General features: G+C 69.4%; 10 protein-coding genes and 2 tRNA genes. 10 read left to right on the top strand and 2 right to left on the bottom strand.

What is annotated here, in order from left to right; genetic code table 11:
- The first annotated feature begins 13 nt into the window (after positions 1–13).
- The gene (locus FOJ82_RS15655; protein WP_143939436.1) at positions 14–1,531 is read left to right on the top strand and encodes a flotillin family protein; all 1,518 of its coding nucleotides are present in this window, start codon (positions 14–16) and stop codon (positions 1,529–1,531) included.
- An 85-nt stretch (positions 1,532–1,616) separates the two neighbouring features.
- Here FOJ82_RS15655 and FOJ82_RS15650 read toward each other — a convergent pair whose 3' ends face one another.
- Positions 1,617–2,678, bottom strand: coding sequence for a 3-isopropylmalate dehydrogenase (locus tag FOJ82_RS15650; RefSeq protein WP_246099924.1), 1,062 nt, complete (start codon positions 2,676–2,678; stop codon positions 1,617–1,619).
- Positions 2,679–2,800: 122 nt separating this feature from the next.
- Here FOJ82_RS15650 and cimA point away from each other — a divergent pair, with 122 nt between their 5' ends.
- The 5 genes from cimA to FOJ82_RS15625 all read left to right on the top strand — a co-directional run bounded on the left by cimA (position 2,801) and on the right by FOJ82_RS15625 (position 6,448).
- Positions 2,801–4,405 carry a citramalate synthase gene (cimA, locus tag FOJ82_RS15645; RefSeq protein WP_143939434.1) on the top strand — a complete coding sequence of 535 codons (1,605 nt, stop codon included), beginning with the start codon at positions 2,801–2,803 and terminating at the stop codon, positions 4,403–4,405.
- Positions 4,406–4,453: 48 nt separating this feature from the next.
- Positions 4,454–5,260, top strand: coding sequence for a fumarylacetoacetate hydrolase family protein (locus FOJ82_RS15640; protein ID WP_143939433.1), 807 nt, complete (start codon positions 4,454–4,456; stop codon positions 5,258–5,260).
- Complete coding sequence (locus FOJ82_RS15635) at positions 5,257–6,174, top strand: CPBP family intramembrane glutamic endopeptidase (protein ID WP_143939432.1); 918 nt, start codon at positions 5,257–5,259, stop codon at positions 6,172–6,174. Before FOJ82_RS15640 ends, FOJ82_RS15635 begins: the two co-directional genes overlap by 4 nt.
- Before the next feature lie 80 nt (positions 6,175–6,254).
- Positions 6,255–6,326 (top strand) — tRNA-Gln (locus FOJ82_RS15630).
- Between the two features lie 46 nt (positions 6,327–6,372).
- A tRNA-Glu gene (locus tag FOJ82_RS15625) sits at positions 6,373–6,448 on the top strand.
- Between the two features lie 71 nt (positions 6,449–6,519).
- On the opposite strand, the gene FOJ82_RS15620 is transcribed toward FOJ82_RS15625, so the two are convergent.
- Entirely contained in the window at positions 6,520–7,245 is a 726-nt protein-coding gene (locus FOJ82_RS15620; protein ID WP_143939431.1) for an IclR family transcriptional regulator, read from the bottom strand.
- Positions 7,246–7,353: 108 nt separating this feature from the next.
- Between FOJ82_RS15620 and leuC the strand changes: the two genes are divergently transcribed.
- The 4 genes from leuC (at position 7,354) to FOJ82_RS15600 (ending at position 12,371) form a co-directional block, all read left to right on the top strand.
- Positions 7,354–8,760, top strand: coding sequence for a 3-isopropylmalate dehydratase large subunit (gene leuC, locus FOJ82_RS15615; RefSeq protein ID WP_143939430.1), 1,407 nt, complete (start codon positions 7,354–7,356; stop codon positions 8,758–8,760).
- A 2-nt stretch (positions 8,761–8,762) separates the two neighbouring features.
- The gene (leuD, locus tag FOJ82_RS15610; RefSeq protein ID WP_143939429.1) at positions 8,763–9,377 is read left to right on the top strand and encodes a 3-isopropylmalate dehydratase small subunit; all 615 of its coding nucleotides are present in this window, start codon (positions 8,763–8,765) and stop codon (positions 9,375–9,377) included.
- A gap of 110 nt (positions 9,378–9,487) precedes the next feature.
- Complete coding sequence (locus tag FOJ82_RS15605; RefSeq protein ID WP_143939428.1) at positions 9,488–11,542, top strand: prolyl oligopeptidase family serine peptidase; 2,055 nt, start codon at positions 9,488–9,490, stop codon at positions 11,540–11,542.
- A 46-nt stretch (positions 11,543–11,588) separates the two neighbouring features.
- Positions 11,589–12,371: a lysophospholipid acyltransferase family protein gene (locus FOJ82_RS15600; RefSeq protein ID WP_143939427.1), complete on the top strand. Its 783-nt coding sequence runs from the start codon at positions 11,589–11,591 to the stop codon at positions 12,369–12,371.
- Positions 12,372–12,385 lie beyond the last annotated feature (14 nt).

Here is a 12,385-nt window from a genome sequence, read left to right as displayed (position 1 = left end):
ACAGGAATGACACATGCCTGAACTGCCTCCACTCCTCGTGGGGATCGGCGGAGCGGTACTGCTCCTCGTCCTCATCGTCTGGCTGATCGCCAGCCGCTACAAGGTGGCCCGCCCCAACGAGGCCTACATCATCACCGGCCAGAAGGGCAAGGCCGTCACCAACCCGGAGACCGGTCTGGTCTCCACCGACCTGAGCGGCCAGAAGGTCGTCATGGGCGGCGGCGTCTTCGTGATCCCCTTCGTCCAGCGCCTCCACATCCTTGACCTGTCCTCGCGACGGATCATGGTCCAGATCCGCGCCGCCGTCTCCGGCCAGGGCATCAAGCTGAACCTCGACGGCGTCGCCATCGTCAAGGTGGGCGGCAACGTCGACTCCATCCGGGCCGCCGCGCAACGCTTCCTGATGCAGCAGGACGAGATCGAGACCTTCACGCAGGAGACCCTCGCGGGCTCCTTGCGCTCGATCGTCGGTTCGCTGTCGGTGGAGCAGATCATCCGTGACCGCGCGGCCTTCGCCCAGCGTGTCGCCGACGAGTCGGAGTCTTCGCTGACCGGCCAGGGCCTGGTGCTGGACACCTTCCAGATCCAGGACATTACCGACGACGGCACATACCTCACCGACCTCGGCCGGCCCGAGTCCGCCAAGCTCGCGCGCACCGCCGCCGTCGCCGAGGCGGAGGCCCGCCGCGAGGCCGAGCAGGCCCGTCTGATCGCCGAGCAGGAGATCGCGATCGCCGAGCGTGCGCTGGTGCTCAAGGAGGCCGAGATCAAGGCCGAGACCGACGCCGCCCGCGCCAAGGCTGCGGCCGCCGGCCCGCTGTCGCAGGCCGACCAGGACCAGGCCATCCTGGCCGAGCAGGAGAAGGTTGCAGTCCGGCAGGCCGCCCTCAAGGAACGCCAGCTGGACACCGAGGTGCGAAAGCCTGCGGACGCGAAGCGCTACGAGATGGAGACCGAGGCCCAGGGCCGCCGCAACTCCGAGATCTTCGAGGCCGAGGCCCGCAAGGCCGCCTCGATCGCCGCTGCCGAGGCCGAGGCCGAGAAGGCCCGTCTCACCGGTGTCGGTGAGCAGTCCCGTCGTTCCGCACTGGCCGAGGCCGAGGCCATCGAGGGTGCCAAGCGGGGTGAGGCCGAGAAGGCCCGCCGTATCGCAGAGGCCGAGGCCGTCCGGGCCGAGGGCGAGGCCGAGGCGGCATCCGTCCTGGCCGTCGGTTCCGCAGAGGCCGAGGCGATGGACAAGCGCGCTGCGGCGTTCGAGAAGTACAACGACGCCGCCGTGCTGCAGATGCTCATCGAGGTCCTGCCGCAGGTCGCCCGTGAGGTCGCGGCCCCGATGTCGAACATCGACAAGCTGACCGTGGTCTCCACCGACGGCGCCGGCGCGTTGCCGAAGCAGGTCAACGACAACGTCCTCCAGACGGTGGAGATGATCAAGAACACCACCGGGATCGACCTCATGAACATCCTGCGGAACAAGGTGGACTCCGCTGCCGGCGGCACCATCGCCGGCGACGTGGTCAAGCAGGACTGACAGCCCTTCAACAAACGGCCCCCTCCGCCTGGGCGGAGGGGGCCGTTGTCGTACGCGGAAGGCGGTCGCAGCTCGGCGCCGGACCTCAGGCCAGCTGGGCGGCGATCCTGTCGCCGATCTCCGTGGTGGAGCCTGCATCCGCGCCGCGGGCGGCGATGTCGGCGGCGACGGCCGCGTCGATCCTGATTGCCTGGTCGACCCGCCCCAGATGGGCGAGCAGGAGCGCCATGGAGGAGATGGCTGCGGTCGGATCGGCGATGCCCTGGCCCGCGATGTCGGGCGCGGACCCGTGCACGGGCTCGAACATCGACGGGAACTCGCCCGAGGGGTTGATGTTCGCGCTGGCAGCCAGGCCGATGCCGCCGGTGACGGCGGCGGCCAGGTCCGTGACGATGTCGCCGAACAGGTTGTCGGTGACGATGACGTCGAACTGGGACGGGTTGACCACCATGGCGATCATGGCGGCGTCGATGTGGAGGTAGCGACGCTCGACGTCGCCGTACTCCTCGCCGACCTCGTTGAAGATGCGGTTCCACAGCGAGCCGGCGTTGACCAGCACGTTGTGCTTGTGCAGCAGCGTGATCTCCTTGCGGCGGGCGCGGGCACGCTCGTAAGCGTCGCGCACGACGCGCTCCACGCCGTAGGCGGTGTTGACGGACACCTCGGTTGCCAGCTCCTGCGGCGTACCGGTGCGCACGGCGCCACCGTTGCCGCAGTAGAGGCCCTCGGTGCCCTCGCGCACGACGACGAAGTCCACCTCGCCCTTGGAGACGACGGCCTCGGAGAGCGGGGTCGGGACCCCGGGGTAGAGCTTGGACGGCCGCAGGTTGACCGCGTGGTCGAACGCGAAGCGCAGTTTCAGCAGCAGCCCACGCTCCAGCAGGCCGCTGGGGATGGACTTGGACCCGGGCGCGGCGCCGACCGCCCCGAGGACGATCGCGTCGACGTGCTTGAGCTCCTCCAGGACGGTGTCCGGGAGCACCTCGCCGGTGCGCTGCCAGCGCTCGGCGCCGAGGTCGTAGTCAACGAACTCGAAGGCGTCCTCGCCGGCGACGGCGCGCAGCGCCTTCAGGGCCTCGGCCGTCACTTCGGGCCCGATTCCGTCGCCGCCGATGACCGCGATCTTCTTGCTCGTCTCAGTTCCCATGCGCTGAACCATAGCGATCGGTGCCGCATGAGCGCGTTTCGGGCGTGGACGTCGTCCCAACTGGCGAGACGTCCGGGTTAGGCTTTCCGGAACACCACCCCCGGCGGATGCAGGAAGTAGCCATGACCACCACTCCGACAGTGCCCGAAGAGTTCCACATCTTTGACACCAGCCTGCGCGACGGCGCGCAGCAGGAAGGGTTGCGACTCAGCGTCGCGGACAAGCTGCGAATCGCCGGCTACCTCGACGAGCTGGGAGTGACCTTCATCGAGGGGGGCTGGCCGGGCGCCAACCCCGCGGACACGCAGTTCTTCGTCGAGGCGAAGGAACTGGAACTGCGCAACTCGAAGCTGGTGGCATTCGGCGCCACCCGCAAGGCGGGCGCCACCGCGGCCACCGACCCGCTCACGAAGGCACTCGTGGACGCCGGCACCGACTACATCTGCATCGTGGCCAAGAGTCACGACGAGCACGTCACGCGGGCGCTGCGCACCACCCTCGATGAGAACCTCGAGATGGTGACCGACACCGTGACGTACCTGCGGGAGCAGGGCAAGCACGTGTTCGTCGACTGCGAGCACTTCTTCGACGGCTACCGCGCGAATCCGGAATACGCCCTCAGCGTCGTGCGGGCGGCCTCGGAGGCGGGTGCTGAGGTGGTCATCCTGTGCGACACCAACGGCGGCATGCTCCCGAGCTGGATGGGCGACGTCGTGAGCGCGGCCGCGCAGACCGGCGCCAACCTCGGCATCCACTGCCACAACGACACCGGCTGCGCGGTGGCGAACACGCTGGCCGCGGTCGAGGCCGGCGTCATGCACGTCCAGGGCACGTTCAACGGCTACGGGGAGCGCACCGGCAACGCCGACCTGTCGGCGGTCATCCCCAACCTCCAGATCAAGTTCGGCTGGGAGCTGCTGCCGCCGGCGAACCTGGCCGAGATCACCCGCGTCTCGCACGCGATCGCGCTGGTGGCCAACCAGCCGCTCCTGGGTCGGCAGCCCTACGTCGGCGCCAGCAGCTTCGCCCACAAGGCCGGCCTGCACGCCAGCGCCATCAAGGTGGACGCCAACCTCTACCAGCACATCGACCCCACCCTGGTGGGCAACGACATGCGCATGCTGATCTCGGACATGGCCGGGCGGGCGAACATCCAGATCAAGGGCGACCAGCTGGGCTTCGACCTCAGCGACCGCGAGCTCGCGGCGCGCGTGACTGAGCGGGTCAAGGCCAAGGAGGCCGAGGGATACAGCTACGAGTCGAGCGACGCCAGCTTCGAGATGTTGCTGCGCGACGAGCTCGGACTCCTGCCGCAGCCGTTCCAGGTCACCTCGTGGCGGGTGTTCACGGAGGAGCGCCACGGCGAGACCATCTCCGAGGCCACGGTGAAGATCACCGCCAAGGGCAAGCAGGAGATGGTCGTGGGTGAGGGCAACGGCCCGGTCAACGCATTGGACCACGCGCTGCGCAAGGCGATCGCCGCGGCCTACCCCGCCGTCGAGTCCTTCGAGCTCACCGACTACTCGGTCCGCCTGCTCGACGAGGGCCACGGCACCGACGCCACCGTCCGCGTCCTGATCAACACCTCCTACGAGGGGAGCACCTGGACCACGGTCGGCGTGGGCACCAACGTCATCGAGGCGTCCTGGGAGGCGCTGTTCGACGCGCTGGTCTACGGCATCTTCACCCACGTGGAGCCGGAGCTGCGCCCCGAGACCGCGGCCTGAGCCCACGGGGGATCGGCCGGGGCCACGGGAGCAACTACGCTGTAGCCCATGCGTATTGCTCGTTTCGCCGCCGCCGGTCAGGATCCGGCCTACGGCATCATCGAACTGGCCCTCGACGGCGGGGAGAACCCCGACTCGATCGCGGTGATCACCGGCGACCCGCTAGCCGGTGTCCCCGTCAACTACACCGGCGAGCGCCATGCGCTGGCCGACGTCCGGCTGCTCGCGCCGGTGATCCCGCGCAGCAAGGTGGTGGCGGTGGGCAAGAACTACGCCGACCACGCCGCCGAGATGGGCAGCGAAGTGCCCGCCGGCGCCCCGCTGGTGTTCTTCAAGCCCAACACCTCGGTGATCGGCCCCAACGACCCGATCGTGCGGCCCGCCGGGGTCTCCGAGCTCCACTACGAGGGCGAGCTCGCCATCATCATCAACCGGTTCTGCAAGGAGGTGCCGCCGGAGCGCGTGCCCGAGGTCATCTTCGGCTACACCATCGCCAACGACGTCACGGCCCGCGACTGGCAGCACGCCGACTCCCAGTGGTCCCGCGCCAAGGGCTCGGACTCCTTCTGCCCCCTCGGCCCCTGGATCAACACCCACCTCACCGTCGCGGAGGCGGAGGACCTCGGCCTGGAGACGCGCCTGAACGACGAGGTGCGCCAGCAGGGCAGCACCTCGCAGATGGTGCGCGGCATCACCGAACTGGTCAGCTTCATCTCCGGCTTCACCACCCTGCTCCCCGGTGACGTCATCCTCACCGGCACCCCCGCCGGCGTCGGCGCGATGGCCGACGGCGACACCGTCCACGTCTCGATCGACGGTCTGGGCACCCTGAGCAACCCGGTCACGGGGCAGTGAGCCAGCAGCTGTTCACGCCGGAGGCCGACGAGCCCTCCGGCGGGCTCGGCTACCCCCTAGTCCTGACCGAACCGGTCAGGAACCCTGTCAAGCCCATTATGGGGGTGCTGCTGGGCGTGCTCGCGTTCGTGATCCTCGTCCCGGTGGTGTCGCAGCTCGTCCTGCGCCTCACGTGGCTCCTGCGGGGCCGGCCGCCCTTCGAGCAGTACCAGGCCGACGCGCTGGCCTACGAGCTGCCCGAGGGGCTGCTCGCGTCCCACCTCGGACTGGCGATGCTGATTGTGATCTCGGTGCTGCTCGCCCGGTACCTGCACGCCCGCGGCTGGCGCTGGCTGGTCTCGGTGCAGCCGGGCGTCCGATGGCGTTACCTGCTGGCGTGCCTGCTCGTCGCGCTCGTCGTGCTGAATGCAGTGCTGTGGCTCTCCTTCGCCTTCGTGGAGATGCCGGCCTTCCGGGCCCCACAGGCCAACTGGGCGGTGTTCCTGGCCATCATCCTGGTCACCTCACCGATCCAGGCCGCCGCGGAGGAACTCTTCTTCCGGGGCTACGTCCTCCAGGCCCTCGGCACCGCCTTCCAGCAAGCCTGGGTGGGCATCGTCGGCTCGGCCCTGCTGTTCGCCCTCTTCCACGGGGTCCAGAACCCGGCACTGTTCGTGAACCGGTTCGCGTTCGGCCTGGTCGTCGGCTTCCTGGTGTGGCGCACGGGTGGGCTAGAGGCAGCGATCGGTGCGCACGTCGTGAACAACGTCTTCGCCTTCGGGTACGGAATCTTCACCGGGGGAGTGGCCGCCACCAAGGCAACCAGCGCCATCGGCTGGGACAAGGCCTTCTTCGACGTGCTGGGCTTCGCTCTGTTCGCGCTGGCCGCCTGGTGGGTGGGCAGGCGGATGCGGGTGGCCACCACGACCCCCTGAACCATGGCGGCGGCGTCCGGTTTGTTGCCCGGTCAGGATTTGGTGTAGAGTTTCCACTCGTGCTCGCCAGTCGAGCACGGTGGGGTATAGGGTAATTGGCAGCCCGACTGATTCTGGTTCAGTTAGTCTAGGTTCGAGTCCTAGTACCCCAGCGGAATGTGACAGCAACCATCTGGATGCACTAGCATTTCACCGCCTGGCCCCGTTGTGTAGCGGCCTAGCACGCCGCCCTCTCAAGGCGGTAGCGCGGGTTCGAATCCCGTCGGGGCTACCAGTGCGAAACACCCCGCGATCCTCACCGGATCGCGGGGTGTTCTGGTGTTCCAGGGCTGGTCTGGGATCCGGTCAGTCGGCGTTGCCGGAACGGCGCAGGACCTCGCTGAGGCGCTCGGCCGCAGCCATCACGGCGGGCGCGTGCAGCCTGCCCGGCTGGCGGGTGAGCCGCTCGATCGGGCCGGAGACGCTGACGGCCGCGATGATCCGTCCCGACGGCGCGAGCACGGGTGCCGAGACCGACGCCACGCCGGCCTCGCGCTCACCGACGGACTGGGCCCAGCCGCGACGCCTCACCGTCTGGAGCGAGGCCGAGGTGAAGGCTGCCTGCTCGAGCAGCTTGGGGAGCCGGTCGGTCTCCTCCCAGGCCAGCAGCACCTGGGCGGCCGATCCTGCGGTCATGGACAGCTGCGCCCCCACCGGGATCGTGTCCCGCAGGCCAGTGGGGCGCTCGACCGCGGCGGCGCAGATGCGCATGTCGCCCTGCCGGCGGTAGAGCTGCGCGGACTCCCCGGTGATGTCGCGCAGGCGGGTGAGGATGGGGCCGGCCGTGGCGACCAAGGGATCCTCGGAGGCCGAGTCGGCGAGTTCCACCAGGCGGGGTCCGAGCACGAACCTGCCCTGCAGGTCCCGCCCGACGAACCTGTGGTGCTCGAGCGCGACCGCGAGCCTGTGCGCCGTCGGGCGCGCCAGACCGGTGGCCGTGACCAGACCTGCCAGGGTCAGGGGATTCTGCTCGAGCGCCGCCAGGACGGCCGCCGCCTTGTCCAGTACGCCAACTCCACTACTGCTGTCCATATGGCGAGACTAGCGTTTCGAATGGCGGACACGCAAGAGTATTCTCTTCGCAGTTGGCTGACACTTCAGTCAGCACAACGAACCAAACAGCACTCAAGGGGTGGGAACATGGGTAAGACCCTGGCGCAGAAGGTCTGGGACGCACACGAGGTGCGCTCCGTCGACGGCGAGCCGGACCTGCTCTACATCGACCTGCACCTCGTTCACGAGGTGACCAGTCCGCAGGCCTTCGAGGGGCTGCGCATGAACGGGCGGAAGGTCCGTCGGCCCGAGCACACGCTCGCCACCGAGGACCACAACACCCCCACGCTGAACATCGACAGGCCCATCGCCGATCCCGTCTCCCGCACCCAGGTCGAGACCCTGCGCAGGAACGCCGAGGAGTTCGGTATCCGGATCCACTCGCTGGGCGACCGTGACCAGGGCGTCGTGCACATCATCGGCCCCCAGCTGGGCGTGACCCAGCCCGGCATGACCATCGTGTGCGGCGACTCCCACACCTCCACCCACGGCGCGTTCGGTGCGCTGGCCTTCGGCATCGGCACCTCCGAGGTCGAGCACGTGCTGGCCACCCAGACGCTCCCGCAGAAGAAGCCGAAGATGATGGCCGTCAACGTCGACGGTGACCTGCCCGACGGCGTGACCGCCAAGGACCTCGTGCTGGCGCTCATCGCGAAGGTGGGCACCGGAGGGGGGCAGGGCTACATCGTCGAGTACCGCGGCTCCACCATCGAGCAGCTCTCCATGGAGGGCCGCATGACCATCTGCAACATGTCCATCGAGTGGGGCGCCAAGGCCGGCATGATGGCTCCCGACGAGACCACCTTCGCCTACCTGAAGGGGCGCCCGCACGCCCCCGAGGGTGCGGAGTGGGACGCCGCCGTCGAGTACTGGCGGACGCTGCGCACCGACGACGACGCCACCTTCGACTTCGAGGTGGACATCGACGCCACCCAGCTGACGCCCTTCGTGACCTGGGGCACCAACCCCGGCCACGGCGTTCCGCTGGGCGCCACCGTCCCGGCCCCCGAGGACTTCGAGTCCGAGGTGGAGCAGGCCACCGCCAGGCGGGCCCTGGAGTACATGGACCTCGAGCCTGGCACCCCGATGCGCAACATCACCGTGGACACCGTCTTCCTGGGTTCGTGCACGAACGGCCGGATCGAGGACCTGCGCCTCGCGGCCTCCGTCCTGCAGGGCAGGAAGGTGGCCGACGGCGTGCGCATGCTCGTCGTGCCCGGATCGGCCCGCGTGCGCCTGCAGGCCGAGGAGGAGGGCCTCGACAAGGTCTTCCTGGACTTCGGTGCCGAGTGGCGCGCCGCCGGCTGCTCCATGTGCCTGGGCATGAACCCGGACCAGCTGAAGCCGGGGGAGCGAGCTGCTTCGACGTCCAACCGCAACTTCGAGGGCCGGCAGGGCAAGGGCGGACGCACGCACCTGGTCTCGCCCGCCGTCGCAGCCGCCACCGCCATCACCGGGCACCTGAGCGCGCCCGCAGACCTGATCGGAGCCTGAGCATGGAAGCCTTCAAGTCACACACCGGCATCGGGGTCCCGCTGCGCCGCTCCAACGTGGACACGGACCAGATCATCCCGGCCGTGTACCTCAAGCGCATCACGCGTACCGGGTTCGAGGACGGGCTGTTCTCGGCGTGGCGCAACGACCCCGACTTCGTGCTGAACAAGGAGCCCTACAAGCACGGCACGATCCTGCTGCCCGGCCCCGACTTCGGCACCGGGTCCTCCCGTGAACACGCAGTCTGGGCGCTCCAGAACTACGGGTTCAAGGTGGTCATCGGCACCCGCTTCGGGGACATCTTCCGGGGCAACTCCGGCAAGGCCGGCCTCCTGGTGGCCGCCGTCGACGAGCCCACCATCCAAGCCCTGTGGACCGCGGTGGAGACCAGCCCCGAGCAGGAGCTGACGGTGGACCTCGAGTCGCAGACCATCTCGGTGGGGGACGCAAGCTACCCCTTCGAGATCGACGCCCACACCAAGCACCGCCTACTCAACGGCCTGGACGACATCTCGTCCACGCTGCAGCACGAGGCCGACATCGACGCCTACGAGGCGTCGCGTCCCAGCTTCAAGCCGCGGACACTGCCGGCCTGCACCGCCGACAACATGGCCTGATCCGCACGACGCAGGAGCCGCCGTCCCGGAAGGGGCGGCGGCTTCGTGCTTGCGCGGCAGGGGGCACCTGCGCCGGTCGGTAGCCTTGGGGAGTCGACGAGGAGGAGAGCGTGACTGATCCCCACCAATGGCTGGAGGACGTGGACGGTGCGGCGGCCCTGGACTGGGTCCGGGCGCGCAACGCCGTCACCGAGGACGAACTGGCCGGGAGCGAGGAGTTCCGTCGGCTGGAGTCCGAGCTGCGGGCCATCTACGACTCGCAGGACAGGATCCCCGTGCTCGCCAAGCGCGGGGAGTGGTTCTACAACTTCTGGCGTGACGCCGAGCATCCCCGCGGGCTGTGGCGGCGCACCACCCTGGCCGAGTACCGGAAGGACTCCCCGGCCTGGGAGACGGTGCTCGACGTCGACGAGCTCAACCGTCTCGAGGGCGAGAACTGGGTCTGGCACGGCGTGGAGTTCCTCCGCCCGGACCAGCCGCGCTGCCTCGTCGCCCTCTCGCGCGGCGGCGCCGACGCCGACGTGACGCGCGAGTTCGACGTCGAGTCGAAGACCTTCGTCGAGGGCGGGTTCGAGCGCCCGGAGGCCAAGGGCCAGCTGAGCTGGATCGACGAGGACACGGTCTACCTCGTGACCGACACCGGAGCGGACAGCACCAACCTGGCCGGCTACGCGCGGCTGGCGAGGCGCTGGCGACGCGGCACCCCCATGGAGCAGGCGGAGGTCGTCTTCGAGGGTCCGGCCGACAACGCCGGCTACGGGATCCGCGCAATGCGCGACCGGACCCCGGGGTTCGAGCGCGACCTCCTGTTGCACTACCTCGACAGCCGAAACTCGGTCCTGTACGTGGCCGACGAGTCCGGCGCCTTCGTGCCCCTGGACGTCCCGGACTCCGCGGACAAGGACGTGCACCGCCAGTGGCTCCTGCTCGGGCTGCGCGAGGACTGGAGCATTGGCGGCCGCACCCATCCCGCGGGCGCGCTGCTCGTGGCCGACCTCGACGAGTTCCTCGCAGGTGGGCGGAACCTGGACGTCCTTTTCGAGCCCACGGCCTCCACCGCGCTCGAGGACGTCACCTGCACGCGCGACCACATCGTGATGACGGTGCTGGAGGACGTCAGCAGCAAACTGGTTGTCGCCCACCACGGTGACGACGGCTGGAGCACACGCCCCTTCGGCGGCCTTCCCGAGTTCGGGAGCATCCACGCGGCAGCCGTGGACGACGAGGCCGGTGACGAGCTGTGGCTGGTGGTGACCGACTACCTCAGCCCCAGCACCCTGATGTTGGGCGATGTCGCCCCCGGGGCGGGTGCCCCGGAGGTCCTGCGCAGCGAGCCCGAGTTCTTCGACGCGTCCACCCACGTGACCGAACAGCACTTCGCCACCTCGGCCGACGGGACCAGGGTGCCGTACTTCCTGGTGCGGCCTCGGGACCGGGCGTGGGACGGCACCAGCCCAACACTGCTCTACGGTTACGGCGGGTTCGAGATCTCACTGACGCCCGGCTACGCACCGGCGGTGGGCAAGGGCTGGCTGGAGGCCGGAGGAACGTTCGTCGTCGCCAACATCCGGGGCGGCGGCGAGTACGGACCGGCCTGGCACCAGGCCGCGCTGCGGGAGAACCGCCCGCGCGCCTACGAGGACTTCGCGGCCGTCGCGCGCGACCTCATCGCCTCGGGCATCACGTCGCCCGAGCACCTGGGGATCCGCGGCGGGAGCAACGGCGGCCTCCTGACGGGGAACATGCTCACGCAGTACCCGGAACTCTTCGGGGCCGTGGTCATCCAGGTGCCGCTGCTGGACATGCGCCGCTACCACCTGCTGCTGGCCGGGGCCTCCTGGACGGGCGAGTACGGTGACCCGGACAAGTCGGAGGACTGGGAGTTCATCCAGCGCTTCTCCGCCTACCACCTGCTCGACGAGGTGGCCGGGCAACTGCCCCCGACCCTGCTCCTGACCTCCACGCGCGACGACCGGGTGCACCCCGGCCACGCCCGCAAGTTCATGGCCAAACTGCTCGAGACGGACCAGCCGGCGCTCTACCACGAGAACATCGAGGGCGGCCACGGCGGAGCCGCCGACAACGGCCAGCGGGCACACATGGATGCCCTGTACCTGACCTTCCTCCGGCGGCACCTGATGCCCGCAACCGACCCGGTCGCGTGAGGGTGGCGCGCGTGGGACCCCGATCCCGGTCGCTAGGCTGACGCCCATGTCACCGACGACCAAGCCCTGGCGCCTCCCACTGGCGCGTGTGAACCGCGAGCCCGCGCCCCCCGTCTACCGGGGGCTGGCGCAGCTGGTGCGGCTCGTGCTGCCGCTGTTCGTGACCCGCAACTGGGCCGGCCGTGACAAGCTGCCCGCCACAGGCGGGGTGTTGATCGTCGCCAACCACATCTCCAACTTCGACGTGCTCGTGCTGGGCGAGTTCGTGATCATGGCCGGGCGCTGGCCCCGGTTCCTCGGGAAGTCCGAGATCTGGAGGGTGCCGGTGATCGGGTGGCTGGCCCGCGCCTGCGAGCAGATCCCAGTGCTCCGCAACACCGCCAACGCCAAGGACTCCCTCGTGCATGCCAGGCGGGCGCTCGAGCAGGGCAGGGCCGTGGCCATGTACCCCGAGGGCACGATCACCGCCGACCCGGACTTCTGGCCCATGACGGGGCGCACGGGCGCGGCCCGGCTGGCGCTCGAGACCGGTGTCCCCGTCATCCCGATCGGCCAGAGCGGCGCGGAGAAGGTACTGGGCGGCAAGCGGCTCGAGTGGTGGCGACTGTTCAGCCTGCGACGCCGTCGCGTGAGCCTGTTGATCGGGGACCCGGTGGACCTGAGCCGCTTCGCGGGCGAGGGCGAACCGACGAAGGAGACCCTCGACGCCGCCACCGTCGCCATCCTCGACGCCATCACCGAACTGGTCGAACAGGTCCGCGGCGAGGAGGCACCCGAGGAACGCTGGGACATGCGGGTCGGGGCGCGGGTTCCCCAACTTCGGCGCTGACGGCCCAAGCACTA

The organism is Tessaracoccus rhinocerotis, from assembly GCF_007197885.1.
Classification (GTDB): Bacteria; Actinomycetota; Actinomycetes; order Propionibacteriales; family Propionibacteriaceae; genus Arachnia; species Arachnia rhinocerotis.
This window is presented reverse-complemented; position numbering and strand designations above follow the sequence as displayed.

Bases quoted from the DNA above. Each gene is read 5' to 3' on its own strand.
- leuD (WP_143939429.1), top strand. From the start codon at position 8,763: ATGGAAGCCTTCAAGTCACACACCGGCATCGGGGTCCCGCTGCGCCGC.
- FOJ82_RS15650 (WP_246099924.1), bottom strand. From the start codon at position 2,678: ATGGGAACTGAGACGAGCAAGAAGATCGCGGTCATCGGCGGCGACGGA.
- FOJ82_RS15620 (WP_143939431.1), bottom strand. From the start codon at position 7,245: ATGGACAGCAGTAGTGGAGTTGGCGTACTGGACAAGGCGGCGGCCGTC.
- FOJ82_RS15600 (WP_143939427.1), top strand. From the start codon at position 11,589: ATGTCACCGACGACCAAGCCCTGGCGCCTCCCACTGGCGCGTGTGAAC.
- leuC (WP_143939430.1), top strand. From the start codon at position 7,354: ATGGGTAAGACCCTGGCGCAGAAGGTCTGGGACGCACACGAGGTGCGC.
- cimA (WP_143939434.1), top strand. From the start codon at position 2,801: ATGACCACCACTCCGACAGTGCCCGAAGAGTTCCACATCTTTGACACC.
- FOJ82_RS15640 (WP_143939433.1), top strand. From the start codon at position 4,454: ATGCGTATTGCTCGTTTCGCCGCCGCCGGTCAGGATCCGGCCTACGGC.
- FOJ82_RS15655 (WP_143939436.1), top strand. From the start codon at position 14: ATGCCTGAACTGCCTCCACTCCTCGTGGGGATCGGCGGAGCGGTACTG.